Source organism: Massilia timonae CCUG 45783, from assembly GCF_000315425.1.
Classification (GTDB): Bacteria; Pseudomonadota; Gammaproteobacteria; order Burkholderiales; family Burkholderiaceae_D; genus Telluria; species Telluria timonae.
Map to the genome: position 1 here is coordinate 693,062 of NZ_JH992922.1, position 18,675 is coordinate 711,736.

Genomic DNA, 18,675 nt, shown 5'->3' on the forward strand with positions numbered 1-18,675 from the left:
TGTGCTTCATTCGACGGTAAAGTGGCCGACGCCGTCGGCGCGGATCGCGACCGCGTTGGCGCCCGAGGCCAGGGTCAGCACGAAGGGACGGTCGACCGGCTCGCGTCCGAAGGTGATGCGCAGCATATCCGGGCCACCCGTGCCGGACGGCTCGAGCACGAGCCGCAGCGGCGGATTCTTGAAGCTGCGCTCGCGCAGCAGGTCGTCGCGCGTGACCGGTTCCCAGCCGGTGTCGCCGCGCACCATGAAGCGGTAGCGCTCGCCGTTGGCCTCGAATGCGACCAGGCGGTTGCGCACGATGGCTTCGTCGCGCGCCAGCTGCAGCAGCAGCGCGATGCGCCTGGCCTCGTTTTCGAGGTCCTGGCGCGGGCTCGGGATGGCGTTCAGCGTAGCCAGTCCCAGCGTGATGCCGATGATGACCATCACGACCAGCAGCTCCACCAGGGTGAAGCCGGAGGATGCGCCCCGCGCGCGCCAGGCCGGCATGGGAAAGATGTCTTAGTGCCAGGAACCGACGTCTGCGTCCTCGCCGTTGCCGCCCGGCTGGCCGTCGGCGCCGTAGGAGAACACGTCGATCTCGCCTTTCACGCCCGGCGACAGGTATTGGTAGGAGTTGCCCCACGGATCCTTCGGCAGCTTCTCGATATAGCCGCCTTCTTTCCAGCCGTTGGCGGCCGGGCCGGAGGTCGGCTTGGCGATCAGGGCGTTCAGGCCCTGCTCGGTGGTCGGATAGCGCTGGTTGTCGAGTTTATAGAGCTTGAGGGCCTGCATCATGGTGGCGATGTCGACCTTGGCGGCAGTGACGCGCGACTCGCCCGTGCGGCCCAGCAATTTAGGCACGACCAGGGCGCCGAGGATGCCGATGATGACCACGACGACCATGATCTCGACCAGGGTAAAGCCGCGGGCGCGACGTTGTGTACGTTGGAAATTCATATGCAGTGTGAGTAGGCTGGTGAATCGGTAGAGCCGGGACAGTATACGGCCGAAATATGACAAGATAATACTGCGGATGAATCTGCGTACAATTACTGTGCGAACGATTACATCGCTACCGGCAGCGGGTGTGCAATTGTAAGCTACCTACGCTCGTCACGACACCTTGGATCCGCGCCGTTAAGCGTGTCCTCATCAAACCTGGCTAGCGCCTGGCGCACACCGGGCAGTCGGGATTGCGCGCCACCTTGACGCCAGTCCATTCCATGAATTTCCCGTCCAGCATGAGAAGGCGGCCGACCAGGGGCTCGCCGACGCCCGCGATCAGCTTCATCGCTTCGGCGGCCTGGACCGCGCCGACGATGCCGACCAGCGGGGCGAACACCCCCATGGTGCTGCAGGCAACGTCCTCAAAACCACTGTCTTCTGGGAACAGGCAGGCATAGCACGGGGCGTCGGGCTGGCGCGGGTCGAACACGGACAGCTGGCCGTCGAAGCGGATCGCCGCCCCCGACACCAGCGGCACGCCGGCAGCGACGCAGGCGCGGTTGACGGCGTGGCGGGTGGCGAAGTTGTCGCTGCAGTCGAGCACGACGGTGGCCGTGCGGGCCAGCGCCAGCAGGCGCTCGGGGCCGGCCCGTTCGTTCAGGGCGACGACCTCGATCTCGGGATTGATCGCCAGCAGGGCCGCGCGCCCGGAATCGACCTTGGGCTGGCCGATGCGTTCGGTCGTGTGCATGACCTGGCGCTGCAGGTTGGTGAGGTCGACCGTGTCGTCGTCGACCAGGGTGATGCGGCCGATGCCGCCAGATGCCAGGTACAGCGCTGCCGGCGAACCGAGGCCGCCGGCGCCGATCACCAGGGCATGGGCCTCGAGCAGGCGCTGCTGGCCTTCGATGCCGATATCGTCGAGCAGGATGTGGCGCGAGTAGCGCAGGAGCTGGTTGTCGTTCATGGGTCACCCCGACATCATTTCTTCGGCGGCGCCTTCAATTCGGGCAATTTATGCTCCGCCCCCGGCAACGGCGCCGGCGCGGGTTTGTCTTCGTCGGGCACGCCCCTGGCCAGTTGCACCGGCAAGCCCTTGAAGTGCTTGATCGCCTGCGCCAGCTGGAAATCGTCCTGGCCGCCGAACTCGATCGGCTTGCGGTCCTTCAGCAGCGCCAGCGCGCGCTGCTGCTGCGCCAGGCTGGGGTTCTGGTCCCTGGACGCCGCTTCTTTCTTCTCGCCTTCGGCCGCCAGGTGGCGCTGCAGGTCCGCTTCGCGCACGCGCAGGGCGTTCAGCAGGTCGCCCTCGGCACTCTCGTCGACCCGCATATCGGGTTCGATGCCGGTGGCCTGGATCGGCCGCCCTTTCGGCGTGTAGTAGCGCGCCGTGGTCAGCTTGATCGCGGTGTCCTCCGACAGTTGCCGCAAGGTCTGCACCGAGCCCTTGCCGAAGGTGCGGCTACCCATCACGATCGCGCGCTGGTAATCCTGCAGCGCGCCGGCCACGATTTCGGAAGCCGATGCCGAGCCGCCATTGACCAGCACCACCATCGGCACCGATTTGAGGCCGGCCGGCAAGCCCGCCAGCGGGTCGCCGCGCTGGGCATAGAACTCGCGCCGGCCATAGAATTCCTGGTTCGAGTCCGCTATCTGGCCCTTGGTCGACACGATCACCTGGTCCGGCTGCGGCAGGAAGGCGGCCGAGACGCCGATCGCGCCCGGCAGCAGGCCGCCCGGGTCGTTGCGCAGGTCGAGCACCAGGCCCTTGATGTCGGGTTGTTCGGCGTACAGTTCCCTGGTTTTCTTGGCCAGCTCGTCCAGGGTGTTTTCCTGGAACTGGCTGATGCGCAGCCAGGCATAGCCGGGCTCGACCATCTTGGCCTTGACGCTGACCACCTTGATTTCCTGGCGCGCGATCGGCACCACCCAGGGCTTGTCTTCGCCGGGACGGGCGATGGTGAGCGTGACCTTGCTGCCGACCTTGCCGCGCATGCGCTTGATCGCCTCGTCGGACGACATATTGCGCACGGGGACATTGTCGATGCGGGTAATCAGGTCGCCCGGCTTGATGCCGGCCTTGAAGGCGGGCGTATCCTCGATCGGCGACACCACCTTGATGTAGCCGTCCTCGTTCGAGATCTCGACGCCGACGCCCACGAACTTGCCCTGCACCGCTTCGCGCATGTCGCGGAAGGCCTTGGGATCGAGGTAGACCGAATGCGGATCGAGCGAGGCGACCATGCCGCCGATCGCTTCCGACAGCAGCTTTTTATCTTCCACCGGCTCGACGTAGTCGGTCTTGATCAGGCCATACACGTCGGCCAGCTGGCGCAGCTCGTCGAGCGGCAAGGGCGCGCCGGCCTTTTGCGCATGGGCCGACAGCTGGAACGATGCCGCCACGCCGACCAGGACGCCCACGCCGACCAGTCCGAAATGCTTTGCTTTCATGCCCATGTTGACCCTTGTTGTACCTAGAACCGGACCCAGCCCGCCGGGTCGATGGCCTTGCCGCGATGCCTGAGCTCAAAGTATAGCCCCGATTCCTCGTTGCCACCGGTATTGCCGGCACTGGCCACCGCCTCGCCGGCGCGCACGCTGTCGCCGGGACGCTTGAGCAGCGACTGGTTATTGCCGTAGATCGACAGGTAGCCGTCGCCGTGGTCGACGATGATCAGGTTGCCGAAGCCGCGCATCCAGTCGGCGTGCACCACCCGACCCGGGGCCACGGCGCGCACCTCGGCGCCTTCCGCGGCCTTGATGAAATTGCCCTTCCAGGTCGGGCCGTCGCCGCGGCGTCCACCGAAGCGGGCCACGACGCTGCCGTTGACCGGGCTGGCCATGCGGCCCTTGAGCGACGCGAACGAGCCGCTCGGCGCGGCCGGCCCCAGCATCGGCGGCGCCGGTTCGTTCGACCGGGTGTCTTCCTCGACCGGCTCCTCGGCCACGATCGGCGCTTCCTTGATCGGTTCGGGCATCGGCTTCGGCTTGGCGCCCGGCTTGGCGTTTTCGCGCGCGATGCGCTCGCGTTCGCGGTCGCGCTCGGCCTTCTCGGCCGCCGCCTTGGCGCGCGCCGCCGCCAGCGCCCTGGCTCGCGCTTCCGCGGCGGCCTTGGCCTTGGCGCGTTTCGCCGCCAGGGCGGCCTGGCGCTTGCGCTCGGCTTCTTCCTGCTCGCGGATCAGGCGCTCGAGGCGGGTGACCAGCCCCGACATGCGTTCTTCGTCGCGCTCCAGGCGGTCGGCCTGCTTGCGCTGGTCGGCCAGGCGGGTCGACAGGTTGTTGAGCAGCGCGGCGCGCTTGGCCTTTTCTTTTTCCAGCAGCGCCTTCTGGTCGAGCTGTTCCTGGGCGATTTCTTCCAGCTCTTGCTTGGCATTCTCGACCTGGTCGCGGTTGGCCTCGACTTGCGCCAGGTTGCCGCGCAGCGAATCCAGCAGGCGCGCCTGGGCCTGCGAAACATAGGCCATCAGCTGCAAGTCGCGGCTGATGCGGTTCGGGTTGTCGCCGGACAGCAGCAGCTTGATCCGGTCTTCGTTGCCAGCCACATAGTGTTCGCGCAGCAGCCTGGCCAGCTGCTTTTGCTGGGCGGCGATGGTCTGGTTCAGCTGTTCCTGCTGCGCGGCCAGGTCTTGCAGGCGCGTGTTGGTGGTGCCCTGCTCTTCCTGCAGGTCGCGCAGCGCCCGGTTGGCGTTGGAAATGGCGGCCTCGGACTCGGCCAGCGTGTCGGCCGCGTCTTCCTTGGCGCTTTCGGTCTGGCTGATGTCGCGCTTGATCGCCTGCAGTTGTTGCTGGATGCCGGCGCGCTGCTTCTCGGCCGCCGCCTTCTGGCGGCTGCGCTCGGTCTGGCGCTGGGCCCAGGCATCCGTTGCGAACGCGCCGGACAGCGCGACCGCCAGCAGCGTACTCAAGAGTACGCTACCGGCTCCCTTCGTGAATGGCAAATGCAAGACTTACTTTGCCTTCCCTTGGTTGGCCACGGCCGCCATGGCGGCGGCGATCGCTTCCTGGTCGCCCAGGTAGTAGTGCTTGATCGGCTTGAGGTCGGCGTCCAGCTCATACACCAGCGGCTGGCCGTTGGGGATGTTCAGGCCGACGATGTCGGCGTCGCTGATATTGTCCAGCATCTTGATGATGGCGCGCAGGCTGTTGCCGTGGGCCGAGATCAGGATTTTCTTGCCGGCGCGGATGGCGGGGGCGATGTCGTCGTTCCAGGCCGGCATCACGCGCGCCACGGTGTCCTTCAGGCATTCGGTCAGCGGGATCTGCTCGTCGGTGAGCGCTGCATAGCGCGGGTCGCCGAACGAGGTGCGTGGATCAATCTTTTCGAGCGCCGGCGGCGGGGTGTCGTAGCTGCGACGCCAGACCAGCACCTGCTCGTCGCCGAACTTGGCGGCGGTCTCGGCTTTATCGAGGCCCTGGAGGGCGCCGTAGTGGCGCTCGTTCAGGCGCCAGTCGTTCTTGACGGGAAGGTACATCATGTCCATCTCGTCCATCGCCAGCCACAGGGTGCGGATGGCGCGCTTGAGCACCGAGGTATAGGCCACGTCGAAGGTGAAGCCGGCTTCCTTGAGCACGCGGCCCGCGGTTTTCGCCTCGGCCACGCCTTTTTCGGTCAGGTCGACGTCGGTCCAGCCGGTGAAGCGGTTTTCCAGGTTCCAGGTGGATTCGCCATGGCGCATGAATACGATCTTGTACATTAGTCTCTTCTTCTCGAAAAAATTCTGGTTGAAGTCCGGTCCGGCATCTATTTTATAATGCCCCGATTCAGTTCAACCAATCGGAACCCTTGTGAATTTCTTACTCGATAATATCTTCGTTGTTGCGATCGCCGTAATTTCGGGTGTCGCCCTGCTGTGGCCGGCACTGACGCCGCGCGGAAAACGCGCGACGCCGCTGCAGGTGACGCAGATGATCAACCGCGGCAAGACCACCGTGGTCGACGTACGCAGCGCGGAAGAATTCGCGGCAGGCCACCTGCGCGACGCGAAACACATCCCGCTGGCAGACTTGGGCAATCGCATCGGCGAACTGGACAAGTCGAAGAACCGTACCGTCGTGGTGGTGTGCCAGAGCGGCGCCCGTGGCGACAAGGCCGCGCGCCAGTTGCAGGCGGCCGGCTTCGAAGACGTCCACAGCCTGGAAGGCGGTCTGGCGGCCTGGACGGCTGCAGGCCTGCCGGTCACCAAGTAAACCCGCCGGCCCCTGTTCCGGGCCGGCAGACATGAAAGGATTCAGCATGACAGCCCACGTCGTTCTCTACCACACCGCAGCCTGCCCCTATTGCGTGCGCGCCGAGCGCCTGCTCGAAGCCAAGGGCGTGCATGACATCGAACGCATCCGCGTCGACCTCGACCCGGAACAGCGCCAGATCATGATGCAGCGCACCGGCCGCCGCACCGTTCCACAGATCTACGTTGGCGACACCCACGTCGGCGGTTTCGACGATTTGTATGCGCTGGACCAGGCCGGACGCCTGGACCCGATGCTCAAGGGCGAGTAAGCTAATTGGGCTGAACGCGGCGGCGGGCGGCAAAGCCGCTATTGCTTCCAAGTTGGTTTTGCTACAATTGTCGTCGCGTTTGACCCGAAGTCGGGCCCGGCCCCATAGCCGCGCTCGACCAAAGCACCCGGAGTAGCCTCCTGCTCCCCACTATTATTAGAAAGCGTTCCATGTCTGACGAAAACCTGCAACCAGTATTCCAAATCCAACGCGTCTACCTGAAAGACATGTCGCTGGAGCAACCGAATTCGCCATCGATCTTCCTGGAACAGGAAGCGCCGGCAATCGAAGTGTCGCTCGACGTCGGCGCCGAAAGCATCGCCGAAGGCATCTACGAGTCGACCGTGACGATCACCGTCACCGCCAAGGTCAAGGACAAGGTCGCGTTCCTGGTGGAAGGCAAGCAGGCTGGCATCTTCGAAGCCCGCAACATCCCTGCAGAGCAGATGGATCCGCTGCTGGGCATCGGCTGCCCGAACATCATCTACCCATACCTGCGCGCGAACATCGCCGACGTGATCAGCCGCGCCGGTTTCCCGCCAGTGCACCTGGCCGAGATCAACTTCGAAGCGTTCTACCAGCAGCGCGCCGCGGCCATGGCCGAAGCAGCTGCCGCCGCACCGGCAAACTAAGCATCATCTCGCGGATGCGGCCAAGGCCGCGTCCGCGCCAGCCTTCCGGCGTCGCGGTTCACCCACAATCCAGGCCCGCCATGCGCTTTCCCCGACCACTTGCAGCTGCTCCACTGTTGGCGATGACAGTGCTGGCCGCGCCGAGTGCTCACGCCTTCGATTTCAAGACGGTCGGCGCCGCCCCGGCGATCCTGTACGGCACGCCATCGGCCAAGGGCAACAAACTCTATCTGGCGCCGCCCGGCATGCCGCTCCAGGTCATGATCGCCTATGGCGACTGGGTCAAGGTGCGCGACATGAACGGCGACGTGGCCTGGACCCCAGCCAGGTCGCTGAGCGCGCAACGCAATGTGCTGGTACGCACGCCCGGCGGCCGGGTCCATTCCGGCCCGGACGCAACCTCGGCGGTCCTGATGACGGCCGACAAGGGCGTTTTACTTGAACTGGTCGATCCCCATGCCATTGTCTGGGCGCGCGTGCGCCATCGCGACGGCGTCATTGGCTATATCAAGGTCTCGGACATCTGGGGCCTGTAAATCCACTCCAGGAGTTCCATGCAACAGAACAAACCCACTACCAAGATCACCGTCCTCGGCGCCGGCGCCTGGGGCACCGCCGTCGCCATCGCGCTGGCCGCACGCCACGACGTGCTGCTGTGGGGCCGCAATCCGCAACAAATGGCGGATACCGACGCGGCGCGCGACAACCTGGCCTATTTGCCGGGCCACCCGCTGCCGTCAGCGTTGCGCGTGAGCGCCGACTTCGAGGCGGCGCTTGCCCACGTGGCGCCCGGCGCCGCGCAAGACGCGCCGCTGCTGATCCTGGCCTGCCCGGTGGCCGGCCTGCGTCCGCTGCTGGAGCAATTGCGTGGCCGCCCGATCCCGAACGTCGTCTGGCTGTGCAAGGGCTTCGAAGCCGGCACCGGCCTGCTGCCGCACCAGGTGGTGGCGCAGGTGCTGGGCGACAGCGTCCCGGGCGCGGCGCTGTCCGGCCCTTCGTTCGCGCAAGAAGTCGCGCGCGGCCTGCCGTGCGCGCTGACCGTGGCATCGAGCTCGGCCGAGCTGCGCGAACGCGTGGTGGCCGCGGCCCATGGCGACAACCTGCGCGTCTATTCGCACGACGACCTGATCGGCGTGGAAGTGGGCGGCGCGGTCAAGAACGTGATGGCGATCGCCACCGGCGCCGCCGACGGCCTGGGACTGGGCCTGAACGCGCGCGCGGCGCTGATCACGCGCGGCCTGGCCGAGATCACCCGCCTCGGGCTGGCGCTCGGCGCCCAGCCGGGCACCTTCATGGGCCTGTCGGGGATGGGCGACCTGATCCTGACCTGCACCGGCGACCTGTCGCGCAACCGGCGAGTCGGCCTGGCGCTGGCCGAAGGCAAGGCGCTAGACACGATCGTGGCGGAACTGGGCCATGTGGCCGAAGGCGTGCCCTGTGCCAAGGCGGTGCGCGAACTGGCGCGCCGGATGGAAGTCGACATGCCGATCACCGAGGCGGTGGCCAGCGTGCTGTTCGACGGCGTGGATGCGGCGCAGATGGCGGCGCAGTTGCTGGCGCGGGATCCGCGGGTGGAACTGGCGTAACTGGTATCGCAGCCGTGGTGGACGGCTTTGCCGTCCACGCGGTACCTCACTTCGGCGGCGCCCCGCTCGGGTCGTCGCTCGGGCCGCCCGAACGCTCCGGCCCCATCAGGATGGTCATCAAGGCCACCGCATCCTTCAGCGCGCGCACCGTGTGCGGCACGCTGCCCGCCAGATAAACCATCTCGTTCGGCTGCAGGGTGGTCGTCTTGTCGTGGGCGTCGATCGCGATCTCGCCCTCCAGGCAGACGATGGTCACTTCGCCATCGACCCGGTGCTCGGGAATCGGCCGTTCGACCGGCAACACCAGCCGGATCAGTTCCATGTGCTCGGTCTTGACCAGGGCCACCGAAGTGAAATGGGCGATGTCGTCGTCGCCGCGTTGCAAAGCAATCTTTTCGCCGGATACTGCGTGATGCAAGGCCATGTCGCCCTCCTCTATGTGCTTGTCGCTTCCTCTTGCGGTTCCGGCACGCTGCGCAGCCAGCTGACCAGCGCATAGGCGTCCTGGAATCCTTGCGCCAACCGCGGCACCAGTTGATCCGGTGCGTTCAGGTCCAGTTTCACCTCGGTCCACACGAAGAAGCTTTTCAGTTTCAGGTAATCGACATGCGGATGATCGGGATCGAAGCCCTTCGGTGGACGCTGCAACTTGTCCTCTTCCAGCATGTCGTTATAGGTGGCGCGAAGATTCTTATTCTTCAATACTTTGGCGAAACCCGTCGCATCGTTGACCACGTGCTCGCGGATCGCCTTCAGGCGCGCCGGCGGCGGCAGGTACTCTCCCACGCCGAAGCCCAGGGTGCCGTCGCGCTCGAGTTGAAAATAATAGGTCGAGCCGCCGCCCGCGCTCGGGCGGCGCTTGTCGTGCGGGGTGATGCCGGCCGAGAAGCGGGTTTTATACGGCGTCTTGTCCTTCGAAAAGCGGGTGTCGCGGTGGATCCGGAACATCGCCTTCTTGGGATTGCAGGCCGCCACCTGCTTGTCGAACTTCGTCAGGGCCTTGATCAGTTCCGTGACCGTTTCTTCGAATTCGGTGCGCAGGATGTCGTAGCGCGGTTTATTCCAAAGAAACCAGGGCCGGTTATTGTTTTCGCTCAGTTCGCTGAGAAATTGCGTCAGGTCGCGCAGATGCATGGTGGTTCAGGTGTCGATAGAAAAGTTCAGGGCGCCTGGCGCGGCCGGCGGCCCACCGTCACGTCGACCGTGGCTTCGCGCCGCTTGCGCAGGATCGTCATTTGCGTCTTGGCGCCGGGCTCGAGCTGGGCGATCAGGTTCAGCATCTCGCTGGTGTCCGCGATCGGCTCGCCGGCCACGGCCACCAGGATATCGCCCGGCACGATGCCGGCGCGGTCGGCCGGGCCGCCGCGCACCACGCCGGCGATGATGGCGCCACTGCGCTTGGCCAAGCCAAAACTGTCGGCCAGCTCGGGCGTGATGTCCTGCGATTCGATGCCGATCCAGCCGCGCACCACGCTGCCGTGCTTGACGATCGAATCGAGCACGGTCTTGGCGGTCGACACGGGAATCGCGAAGCCGATCCCGACCGAGCCACCAGTCTGCGAATAGATTGCCGCATTAATGCCCAGCAAATTGCCTTCGGTATCGACCAGGGCCCCGCCCGAGTTGCCGAAATTGATCGCGGCATCGGTCTGGATGAAATTCTCGAAGTGATTGATGTGCAGGTTGTTGCGGCCCAGGGCCGAGATGATGCCCAGGGTAACGGTCTGGCCGACGCCGAATGGGTTGCCGATCGCCAGCACCACATCGCCCACGCGCGCCTGCTCGGGGTCGCCCAGCACCATCACCGGCAGGTTGCGCTCGCTGACGCGGATCACGGCCAGGTCGGTCTCGGGATCGGTGCCGACCAGGCGCGCCGCGGCCTTGCGGCCATCGGCCAGGCCGACTTCGATCGCGTCGGCGCCGTCGATCACGTGGAAATTGGTCAGGATATAACCGTCGCTGCTGACGATGACGCCGGAGCCGAGGCTGGCCAGTTGCTCGTCGGGCGGCGCGCGGTCGCCGAAGAAGCGGCGGAAGAACGGGTCGCGCAGCAGTGGATGCGACTGGCGCGACGCCTTGCTCGTGTAAATATTGACCACGGCCGGCATCGCCTTGGCCGCGGCATTGCGGAAGCTGCCGCCCGCCGCCCGCGGCGGCGCCTGCAGCATCGGCACCGGATTGCCCGGCGTGCCGACCGCGACCGTGTCTGGCCTGTCGAGCCATTCGGGCCGCATGGCGGCCACCACGAACCAGGCCGCCAGCGCAATCGTCACCGCTTGCGCGAACAGCAGCCAAAGGCGTCGCAAAAGCGGCCGCTTGGGCTGCGGACGCCGGATGTCGTGGACCAGATCGTCTTTCACTTTTTGAGGGAATCCCGGATTTCGCGCAGCAGGACGATGTCTTCCGGCGTCACTGGAGCAGCAGGTTTGGCCTCTTCGGCCGGGCCACGCAGGCGGTTAATCACACGCACCATCTGGAAGATGATGAAAGCCAGCAGGATAAAGTTCAGCAAAATGGTCAGGAAATTACCGTATGCCAACACAGCACCGGCCTTTTGCGCTTCTGCCAAGGGGAGGTGATAGCCCTGGTTATTGAGAGGAATATAATAGTTGGCGAAGTCGAGGCCACCGAGGACCGCGCCGATCGGCGGCATGACCACGTCCTTGACCAGCGAATCGGTGATGCGCGCAAACGCGCCGCCGATGATCACGCCGACGGCAAGGTCGATGACATTGCCGCGCATCGCAAACTTCTTGAACTCTTCCAGCATCGCCATTGGAACTTCTCCCATTGTTATTGATACAAGCAATTGCATGATACCCGAACGCTCCGGAGGCTGTCTTTCGGCCGAATGCTGCAGGAGCACAAAAGACCATTCTGCTAAAGCGTGTAGCCCAGACAATTTTTTTCCCTCAGGTATTGCCGTTCACATATAATTTTGGATGCTGGAAGCTCGCTATTAATTCTTAAAATTCGTATATTCACGGAGTGGGGTTGGTATGAGTAATGAAAAGCAGGTCGATCCGGGCCGACGCGGATTGCTGGTCGCGACATGCGCGGCTGGCGGCGTAGTCGGCGTGTCCACGGCGGGAGCCCTGGTCAGCACCTTCCAGCCTTCCGAACGCGCAAAAGCGGCGGGAGCCCCGGTTGAAGTCGATATCTCCGACGTCGCTCCGGGTGAAATGAAAGTCGTCGAATGGCGCGGCAAACCGGTCTGGATCCTGCGCCGCACCCCCGCAATGATGGCCACGCTCGAGAAGGACCAGGGCGAACTGGCCGATCCCGCCTCCGATAATGTGTTCCAGCTGCCGATGCCGGAATACGCCAAGAACCCGTTCCGCTCGCGCGCCGAGCACAAGGAAGTGCTGGTCACGGTCGGCATCTGCTCCCACCTGGGCTGCTCGCCCTCCTCGCGCCTTTCCGCCGGCCCGCAGCCGAACCTGCCCGACAACTGGCCGGGCGGCTTCCTGTGCCCCTGCCACGGCTCGACCTTCGACCTGTCTGCGCGCGTGTTCAAGAACAAGCCGGCGCCGACGAATATGGATGTCCCCCCGTACATGTATCTGTCCGATAACAAGCTGGTGATCGGCAAAGACGAGAAAGGCGAGGCATAACAATGGGCGCATTCAAGGAGACCAAGCTACCCGCCGACGCACCGGTGGCCCAGAAAGCCCTGGCCTGGGTCGACGACCGCTTCCCGGCATCGAAGCTGTGGAACGACCAATGGGGCAAGTACTACGCCCCCAAGAATTTCAATGTCTGGTATCTGTTCGGTTCGCTGTCGGCCCTGGTGCTGGTGCTGCAGATCGTCACCGGCATCTTCCTGACGATGCACTACAAGCCGGACGCCGCGCTGGCCTTCGGCTCGGTCGAATACATCATGCGTGAAGTGCCGTGGGGCTGGCTGGTGCGCTACCTGCACTCGACCGGCGCCTCGGCCTTCTTCATCGTGGTCTACCTGCACATGGCGCGCGGGCTGATGTACGGCTCTTACCGCAAGCCGCGCGAGCTGGTGTGGCTGTTCGGCTTCGGCATCTTCCTGTGCCTGATGGCCGAGGCCTTCTTCGGCTACCTGCTGCCATGGGGGCAGATGTCGTACTGGGGCGCCCAGGTGATCGTGAACCTGTTCGGCGCCATCCCCGTGATCGGCGAAGACCTGTCGCTGTGGATCCGCGGCGACTACGTCGTCTCCGACGCCACCCTGAACCGCTTCTTCGCCTTCCACGTGATCGCGCTGCCGCTGGTGATCCTGGGCCTGGTGGCCGCCCACCTGACGGCGCTGCACGAAGTCGGCTCGAGCAACCCGGACGGCATCGAAGTCAAGGAACATCTGGGCCCGGACGGCCATCCGCTGGACGCCATTCCGTCGCACCCCTACTACACCACCAAGGACCTGTTCGGCGTGTCGGTGTTCCTGCTGCTGTTCTCGGCAGTCGTCTTCTTCGCACCCGAGATGGGCGGCTACTTCCTGGAGTACAACAACTTCCTGCCGGCCGACTCGATGAAGACGCCGCCGCACATCGCGCCGACCTGGTACTTCACCCCGTTCTACTCGGTGCTGCGCGCGACCACGGCCGACTTCATGTACGTGCTGATGATCGGCGTCGCCCTGTACGTGGCCTTCATCTGGCTGAAATCGCGCCGGGCCTTCCGCACCAAGGCGATCATCGCCGTGGTCGGCCTGCTGCTGATCATCGGCATGCTGCCGCAGGTGCTGGACGCGAAATTCTGGGGCGTGGTGCTGTTCGGCTCGTCGGTGATGATCATTGCCGGCCTGCCATGGCTCGATCACTCGCCGGCGAAATCGCTGCGCTACCGTCCGAGCTGGCACCGCTGGATCTATGCCCTCTTTGTGCTGGTGTTCGTGACGCTGGGCTACCTGGGCACCCAGCTGCCGACCCCGGCCTTCACCATCCTGTCGCAAGTGTGCACGCTGGCCTACTTTGCGTTCTTCCTCCTGATGCCGTGGTGGAGCACGATGGGCACCTTCAAACCGGTGCCGACCCGTGTCACCTTCTCCCCGCATTGATCACCGGACAAGAGCACAAGGACACGACATGAAATTGTTTGCAAAGAAACTGATTGCAGTCCTGGCGCTGGTGCCGGCACTGGCTTTCGCCGCCGAGGGCGGCATCCCGCTGGACCGCGCACCGGACCGCAACGACATGGCGTCGCTGCAGAACGGCGCTAAAATCTTCGTCAACTATTGCCTGAATTGCCATGCGGCGGCCTCGATGCGCTACAACCGCCTGCGCGACCTGGGCCTGTCGGAAGACCAGATTCGTGACAATCTGTTGTTTTCTGCCGACAAGGTCGGCGATATGATGACGACGGCGATGCGCCCGAAAGATGCGGCGGCCTGGTTCGGCGCGGTGCCGCCGGACCTGTCGGTGATCGCGCGCGCCAAAGCCTCGCCGGCCGGCTCGGGCGCTGACTACCTGTACACCTATCTGCGCAGCTTCTACCAGGACGAAACCCGCCCGACTGGGTGGAATAATATGGTGGTGCCGAATGTTGCGATGCCGCATGCAATGTGGCAGCAGCAGGGGATTCGCACCGCCAAGTTCACCGAGGAAGCCGATCCGCATGAGCCAGGCAAGATGGTGCACAAGTTCGCCGGCTTCGAGCAGGTATCGCCGGGCACCATGAGCCAGCAGGACTTCGATGCCGCCACCGCCGACCTGGTCGCGTATATGGTCTGGATGGCCGAACCGGCCCAGGCTACCCGCAAAAAGCTGGGTGTGATCGTGCTGTTGTTCCTGTCCGTGTTCGTGTTTTTGACCTGGCGTTTGAACGAATCGTACTGGAAACAAGTGAAGTAATTCGCTTTCATTGCCCGGTTGGCTATAATACGGGCAATCATTTCTCTGGGGTGAGTGCTCTGCGCTACACCCCTTTGTTTCTTAAGGAACTATAAACCATGATGGTTCTCTACTCCGGCACCACGTGCCCGTTCTCCCAACGCTGCCGCCTCGTCCTGTTCGAAAAGGGCATGGACTTCGAGGTCCGCGACGTTGACCTGTTCAACAAGCCGGAAGATATTTCGACGATGAACCCATACGGCCAGGTACCGATCCTGGTCGAGCGCGAACTCATCCTGTACGAATCGAACATCATCAACGAGTACATCGACGAGCGCTTCCCGCACCCGCAACTGATGCCGGCCGACCCGCTGATGCGCGCCCGTGCCCGCCTGATGCTGTTCAACTTCGAGAAAGAGCTGTTCGTCCACGTGCACACGCTGGAAAGCGAGCGCAACAAGGCGAACGACAAGAACCACGACAAGGCGCGTGCGGAAATCCGCGATCGCCTGACCACGCTGGCTCCGCTGTTCCTGAAGAACAAGTACATGCTGGGTGACGAGTTCTCGATGCTGGACGTGGCGATCGCCCCGCTGCTCTGGCGCCTGGACCACTACGGCATCGAGCTGTCGAAGACCGCTGCGCCGCTGATGAAGTATGCCGAGCGTATCTTCTCGCGTCCGGCCTACATCGAGGCGCTGACCCCGTCCGAGAAAGTGATGCGTCGTTGATGATGCGTCTGGGGTGGGATGCCTACGCATTCCGCCCCTGCCAGCTTGATTGCTTCACACGCGCCGGTTTTTGGACGTCCGTCGGACGATTCCGGTAAACTGGCGCAAACGCCTGTATTTCTAGACAACACCACCATGGCAGAAATTTCCACCAAACCCTACCTGCTGCGCGCCATCTATGAGTGGTGCACGGACAGTGGCTTCACGCCCTATATCGCCGTCAAGGTCGACGGGGCGACGACGGTGCCGATGGAGTATGTCCGGAAAGGCGAGATCATCCTGAACATCAGCTACGGCGCGACGTCGGGGCTGAAGATGGACAATGACGCCATCCACTTCCGTGCGCGCTTCAATGGCGTGTCGCGGGAGATCTATATCCCTGTGCACAATGTGTTGGCGATTTATGCCAATGAGAATGGGCAGGGGATGGCGTTTGAGGTGGGCACGGCGCCGGAGGGTGATGCGCAGTCGTCGGGGGCTTCGGTCGAGAGTGCTCCGGCTGCGCCTGCCTTGTCGGCGGTGCCGTCGAAGGGTGTGGATTCGCCGGTGGTGGCGGATGCGCCTGCGACTACGCCTGGCGGGGATGATGAGCCGCCGAAGAAGGGTGGACGGCCAACCTTGACGCGGATCAAATAGCGTATAATCGTTGTCTTAAGGTCATGCCGACTTAGCTCATCAGGTAGAGCAGTTGATTTGTAATCATCAGGTGGCGGGTTCGAGTCCTGCAGTCGGCACCAGTCATTCAGCAAAAAGCCCAGTCCTCCAGACTGGGCTTTTTGTTTTTCGCGGTCCGCCTACCTCGCCTTGAGCGACAGCGCCATGCGGTGCCGCAGCTTCGGATATACCATAGGCACGGTCAACATCGTGCTGCCAATCGCCATCAGCAGCAACGCGGTAAACGTCTCGCTGGTAATGACGCCCTTGTCGAGCAGGATATTTGCAAAGATGATCATGATCAGCGCCTTGGTCTGCAGCAGCCAGCCGATGATCGAGGCTTCTTCCTTGCTCCACCCGAGAATGCGACCGGCGATCCGCACGCCCACCAACTTGCCCGACACCGACGCCGCCAGCAGGACGGCCGCCACGACGAACACCGCAGCCCCTCCCACTGCCCAATTGGTGCGCAAGCCGGTGCTCAAGAAGAACACAGGCATCAATACCAGCAATACGTTATGGCGCAGGAAATCGAGTTTCTCCTGGTCGAACCAATCCGCATCCATGACAGCGCCGGCCAGGAACGCCCCCACCATATAGTGCAACCCAGCCCAGTCAGCAGCGAACCCGCACACGATCAGCCATACCAGCATCACGAACCACCGATCCCGCTCAGGAATACTCACCATCAAGCGCCGGAACAGCTTGGTCGCCACGAAAAACACCAGGAAGAATCCCAGCTGCCGCCCCACCCGCTCCCAGTCGAGCAGAATCAGCGCCAGCACGCCCCAGATCGCGATATCGTCCAGGCTGGCATACCGCAAGATGCGCTGACCCAGCGGCTGCCGCAAGATATCCAGCTTCTCCATCAGCAGGATCAGAATGGGCAACGCCGTCACCGCACAGGCCATGCCCACACCCAGCACGAACTGCCAGCTTTGCGCCTCAGCCCCGATCCATCCGGAATAGCCGAGCATGCCCACCGCAACGACGCTACCGAACACTAGCGGCACCCCAAGCGCCAACCCGGCCGTAATGCTGCTCTCGCGCCGATGCTCCCACGCCTTCCTGAGATCGAGCTCGATCCCCGCCAGCATGACGAAGATCATGACCGCCCACCAGGCAATCCCGTTGAGAGTCTGAATAACCTGCGGATTGAAAACGAAGCTGTAGTACTCCGGATACGCCTTGCCCAACACGCCAGGCCCCAGCAACACACCGGTGATGATCTGCACGACGACCAGCGGCGCCCAGTAATCGGTATTGCCAAGCCGCCAGATGAGGTAAGGCACGGCAAAGATCAGCAACATCGCGATCAGGAAGATTTCGGTGGTACTCATTGCACTGTGCATCGGACTGTCTCAAGCTAATTATTATGGTGAAGGCGCCCGCCTGACGACGAGGCCCACGATCTCTCGCGAGTATCCCCGTAAATATCAGCGCGCAGCAATGTATAACGTGAAGTTTCCCTGAAGATTCGTGTCAAAATAACATAATGCAAGATTAGTTTGACCGAGAATTAACCCGGTGCTATAGTCGGGCCAAGCCGATGGTAACGTTTCCAAACTTACCAAAACAATAACGGCACCAATGGAGACAAGATGGTCACACCCCGCAACCTGGCTGCAGCCTGCGCATGGCTGTGCGCCGCTGCTTTCGCGCCAGGCACCGCACTGGCCAACGCCGCCGCGCCCAAGGCGGAAGTCATCCATTGGTGGACGTCCGGTGGCGAATCGAGCGCCGTCATGCAGGTCGCCCAGGCCTACCGCGCCGCCGGTGGCGTCTGGATCGACAGCGCCATCGCTGGCGGCGACCAGTCGCGCGCCGTCACCATCAACCGCATCATCGGCGGCAACCCACCCACCGCCGCCCAGTTCAACACCTCCAAGCAGTTCACCGACGTCATCGAGCAGGACATGCTCAACAACGTCGACCTGGTCGCCAAGGCCCAGGACTGGGACCGCATCCTGCCCGAGCCGCTGATCGACGTGATCAAACACGACGGCCACTATTACGCGGTGCCGCTCAACATCCACATGCAGACCTGGATCTGGTACTCGAAGGCCGCCTTCCAGAAGGCCGGCATCGACAAGGAGCCGGCCAGCATCGATGAGCTGTTCGCCGCCCTGGATAAATTGAAGGCCGCCGGCCTGGTGCCGCTGGCCCACGGCGGCCAGTCGTGGCAAGAGACCGTACTATTCTCGGCCCTGCTGGCCAATATCGGCGGCCGAGAGTTGTACCTGAAAGTGATCCGCGATCGCGACCAGGCCACCATCCTCTCACCGCAGTTTCGCAACGTGCTGCTCACCTTCAAGCGCATGAAGTCCTATGTCGATGCCGGTTCGCCGGGCCGCAACTGGAACGACGCCACCGCGATGCTCATCAGCGGTAAGGCCGGCTTCCAGGTGATGGGCGACTGGGCCAAGGGCGAGTTCACCAATGCCGGCCAGCTGCCCGGCCAGCACTATGGCTGCATCCCCGGGCTGAAGCCCGACACGCCCTACCTGATGCAGGGCGACGTCTTCGTCTTCCCGCGCACGAACAAGATGGAGGCGATCAAGGCCCAACAACTGCTGGCCAACGTCGTGTCGCAGCCCGAGCTGCAAGTCACCTTCAGCAAGCTGAAAGGCTCGATCCCGGTGCGTCTTGATGCCGATGCGTCGCAGCTCGACCTGTGCGCGCAAAAGGGCATCGAGATCGTCAAGGACCGCAGCCGCCAGCTGGGCGTCACCGAGGTCTACCTGACCCCGGACCAGAACGGCGCCATGCAGGACATCCTCACCGCCTACTGGAACATGGACATCAAGGTGGATAAAGTCCAGCGCAGCATCGCCAACGCCCTCAAATACTGAC

Annotated in this window: 22 protein-coding genes and 1 tRNA gene; 12 read left to right on the plus strand and 11 right to left on the minus strand. The window is 63.6% G+C overall.

The window, feature by feature from the left end; translation table 11 throughout:
- Positions 1–6 precede the first annotated feature (6 nt).
- The 6 genes from HMPREF9710_RS02900 to gpmA form a co-directional block, all read right to left on the minus strand.
- Complete coding sequence (locus tag HMPREF9710_RS02900) at positions 7–486, minus strand: GspH/FimT family pseudopilin (protein ID WP_005663746.1); 480 nt, start codon at positions 484–486, stop codon at positions 7–9.
- Positions 487–498: 12 nt separating this feature from the next.
- On the minus strand, positions 499–936 hold the full coding sequence (gene gspG, locus HMPREF9710_RS02905) for a type II secretion system major pseudopilin GspG (RefSeq protein WP_005663747.1): 438 nt from the start codon (positions 934–936) through the stop codon (positions 499–501).
- Between the two features lie 205 nt (positions 937–1,141).
- A complete protein-coding gene (locus HMPREF9710_RS02910) occupies positions 1,142–1,891 on the minus strand; it encodes a HesA/MoeB/ThiF family protein (protein ID WP_005663748.1) in 750 nt (249 codons plus the stop codon).
- A 14-nt stretch (positions 1,892–1,905) separates the two neighbouring features.
- Positions 1,906–3,378 carry a S41 family peptidase gene (locus tag HMPREF9710_RS02915; RefSeq protein WP_005663749.1) on the minus strand — a complete coding sequence of 491 codons (1,473 nt, stop codon included), beginning with the start codon at positions 3,376–3,378 and terminating at the stop codon, positions 1,906–1,908.
- Between the two features lie 17 nt (positions 3,379–3,395).
- Complete coding sequence (locus HMPREF9710_RS02920) at positions 3,396–4,826, minus strand: murein hydrolase activator EnvC family protein (RefSeq protein WP_005663750.1); 1,431 nt, start codon at positions 4,824–4,826, stop codon at positions 3,396–3,398.
- A 42-nt stretch (positions 4,827–4,868) separates the two neighbouring features.
- Positions 4,869–5,615 (minus strand): 2,3-diphosphoglycerate-dependent phosphoglycerate mutase, encoded by a 747-nt coding sequence (gpmA, locus tag HMPREF9710_RS02925; protein WP_005663751.1) that lies wholly within the window; start codon positions 5,613–5,615, stop codon positions 4,869–4,871.
- 91 nt (positions 5,616–5,706) lie between these two features.
- Here gpmA and HMPREF9710_RS02930 point away from each other — a divergent pair, with 91 nt between their 5' ends.
- The 5 genes from HMPREF9710_RS02930 (at position 5,707) to HMPREF9710_RS02950 (ending at position 8,636) form a co-directional block, all read left to right on the plus strand.
- Positions 5,707–6,108: a rhodanese-like domain-containing protein gene (locus HMPREF9710_RS02930; RefSeq protein ID WP_005663752.1), complete on the plus strand. Its 402-nt coding sequence runs from the start codon at positions 5,707–5,709 to the stop codon at positions 6,106–6,108.
- A gap of 46 nt (positions 6,109–6,154) precedes the next feature.
- On the plus strand, positions 6,155–6,418 hold the full coding sequence (gene grxC, locus HMPREF9710_RS02935) for a glutaredoxin 3 (RefSeq protein WP_005663754.1): 264 nt from the start codon (positions 6,155–6,157) through the stop codon (positions 6,416–6,418).
- A gap of 170 nt (positions 6,419–6,588) precedes the next feature.
- Entirely contained in the window at positions 6,589–7,050 is a 462-nt protein-coding gene (gene secB / locus HMPREF9710_RS02940) for a protein-export chaperone SecB (protein ID WP_005663756.1), read from the plus strand.
- Positions 7,051–7,130: 80 nt separating this feature from the next.
- The gene (locus HMPREF9710_RS02945) at positions 7,131–7,586 is read left to right on the plus strand and encodes an SH3 domain-containing protein (protein ID WP_040774942.1); all 456 of its coding nucleotides are present in this window, start codon (positions 7,131–7,133) and stop codon (positions 7,584–7,586) included.
- An 18-nt stretch (positions 7,587–7,604) separates the two neighbouring features.
- Positions 7,605–8,636, plus strand: coding sequence for an NAD(P)H-dependent glycerol-3-phosphate dehydrogenase (locus HMPREF9710_RS02950; protein ID WP_005663758.1), 1,032 nt, complete (start codon positions 7,605–7,607; stop codon positions 8,634–8,636).
- 46 nt (positions 8,637–8,682) lie between these two features.
- On the opposite strand, the gene HMPREF9710_RS02955 is transcribed toward HMPREF9710_RS02950, so the two are convergent.
- From HMPREF9710_RS02955 to mscL, 4 genes are read right to left on the minus strand one after another with little or no spacing between them, the layout of a single operon-like run.
- Positions 8,683–9,060 carry a cupin domain-containing protein gene (locus tag HMPREF9710_RS02955; protein WP_005663760.1) on the minus strand — a complete coding sequence of 126 codons (378 nt, stop codon included), beginning with the start codon at positions 9,058–9,060 and terminating at the stop codon, positions 8,683–8,685.
- 11 nt (positions 9,061–9,071) lie between these two features.
- Positions 9,072–9,770 (minus strand): DUF2461 domain-containing protein, encoded by a 699-nt coding sequence (locus tag HMPREF9710_RS02960; RefSeq protein ID WP_005663762.1) that lies wholly within the window; start codon positions 9,768–9,770, stop codon positions 9,072–9,074.
- Positions 9,771–9,796: 26 nt separating this feature from the next.
- Positions 9,797–10,942: a Do family serine endopeptidase gene (locus HMPREF9710_RS02965; RefSeq protein ID WP_040775530.1), complete on the minus strand. Its 1,146-nt coding sequence runs from the start codon at positions 10,940–10,942 to the stop codon at positions 9,797–9,799.
- 50 nt (positions 10,943–10,992) lie between these two features.
- On the minus strand, positions 10,993–11,412 hold the full coding sequence (gene mscL / locus HMPREF9710_RS02970) for a large conductance mechanosensitive channel protein MscL (RefSeq protein WP_005663765.1): 420 nt from the start codon (positions 11,410–11,412) through the stop codon (positions 10,993–10,995).
- Between the two features lie 223 nt (positions 11,413–11,635).
- On the opposite strand from mscL, the gene petA reads away from it, so the two are divergent.
- The 6 genes from petA to HMPREF9710_RS03000 all read left to right on the plus strand — a co-directional run bounded on the left by petA (position 11,636) and on the right by HMPREF9710_RS03000 (position 15,905).
- Positions 11,636–12,250 carry a ubiquinol-cytochrome c reductase iron-sulfur subunit gene (petA, locus tag HMPREF9710_RS02975; protein WP_005663766.1) on the plus strand — a complete coding sequence of 205 codons (615 nt, stop codon included), beginning with the start codon at positions 11,636–11,638 and terminating at the stop codon, positions 12,248–12,250.
- Between the two features lie 2 nt (positions 12,251–12,252).
- Positions 12,253–13,665 carry a cytochrome b gene (locus HMPREF9710_RS02980; RefSeq protein WP_005663768.1) on the plus strand — a complete coding sequence of 471 codons (1,413 nt, stop codon included), beginning with the start codon at positions 12,253–12,255 and terminating at the stop codon, positions 13,663–13,665.
- A 28-nt stretch (positions 13,666–13,693) separates the two neighbouring features.
- A complete protein-coding gene (locus HMPREF9710_RS02985) occupies positions 13,694–14,458 on the plus strand; it encodes a cytochrome c1 (RefSeq protein WP_005663769.1) in 765 nt (254 codons plus the stop codon).
- Positions 14,459–14,556: 98 nt separating this feature from the next.
- Positions 14,557–15,168 (plus strand): glutathione S-transferase N-terminal domain-containing protein, encoded by a 612-nt coding sequence (locus HMPREF9710_RS02990; RefSeq protein WP_005663771.1) that lies wholly within the window; start codon positions 14,557–14,559, stop codon positions 15,166–15,168.
- 135 nt (positions 15,169–15,303) lie between these two features.
- Complete coding sequence (locus tag HMPREF9710_RS02995) at positions 15,304–15,804, plus strand: ClpXP protease specificity-enhancing factor (RefSeq protein ID WP_005663772.1); 501 nt, start codon at positions 15,304–15,306, stop codon at positions 15,802–15,804.
- 25 nt (positions 15,805–15,829) lie between these two features.
- A tRNA-Thr gene (locus HMPREF9710_RS03000) sits at positions 15,830–15,905 on the plus strand.
- Between the two features lie 57 nt (positions 15,906–15,962).
- Here HMPREF9710_RS03000 and HMPREF9710_RS03005 read toward each other — a convergent pair.
- Positions 15,963–17,162: a cation:proton antiporter gene (locus HMPREF9710_RS03005; protein WP_229409712.1), complete on the minus strand. Its 1,200-nt coding sequence runs from the start codon at positions 17,160–17,162 to the stop codon at positions 15,963–15,965.
- A 261-nt stretch (positions 17,163–17,423) separates the two neighbouring features.
- Here HMPREF9710_RS03005 and HMPREF9710_RS03010 point away from each other — a divergent pair, with 261 nt between their 5' ends.
- Positions 17,424–18,674, plus strand: a complete 1,251-nt coding sequence (locus HMPREF9710_RS03010; protein WP_005663776.1) for an ABC transporter substrate-binding protein — start codon at positions 17,424–17,426, stop codon at positions 18,672–18,674.
- The last annotated feature ends 1 nt before the right edge of the window (position 18,675 follow it).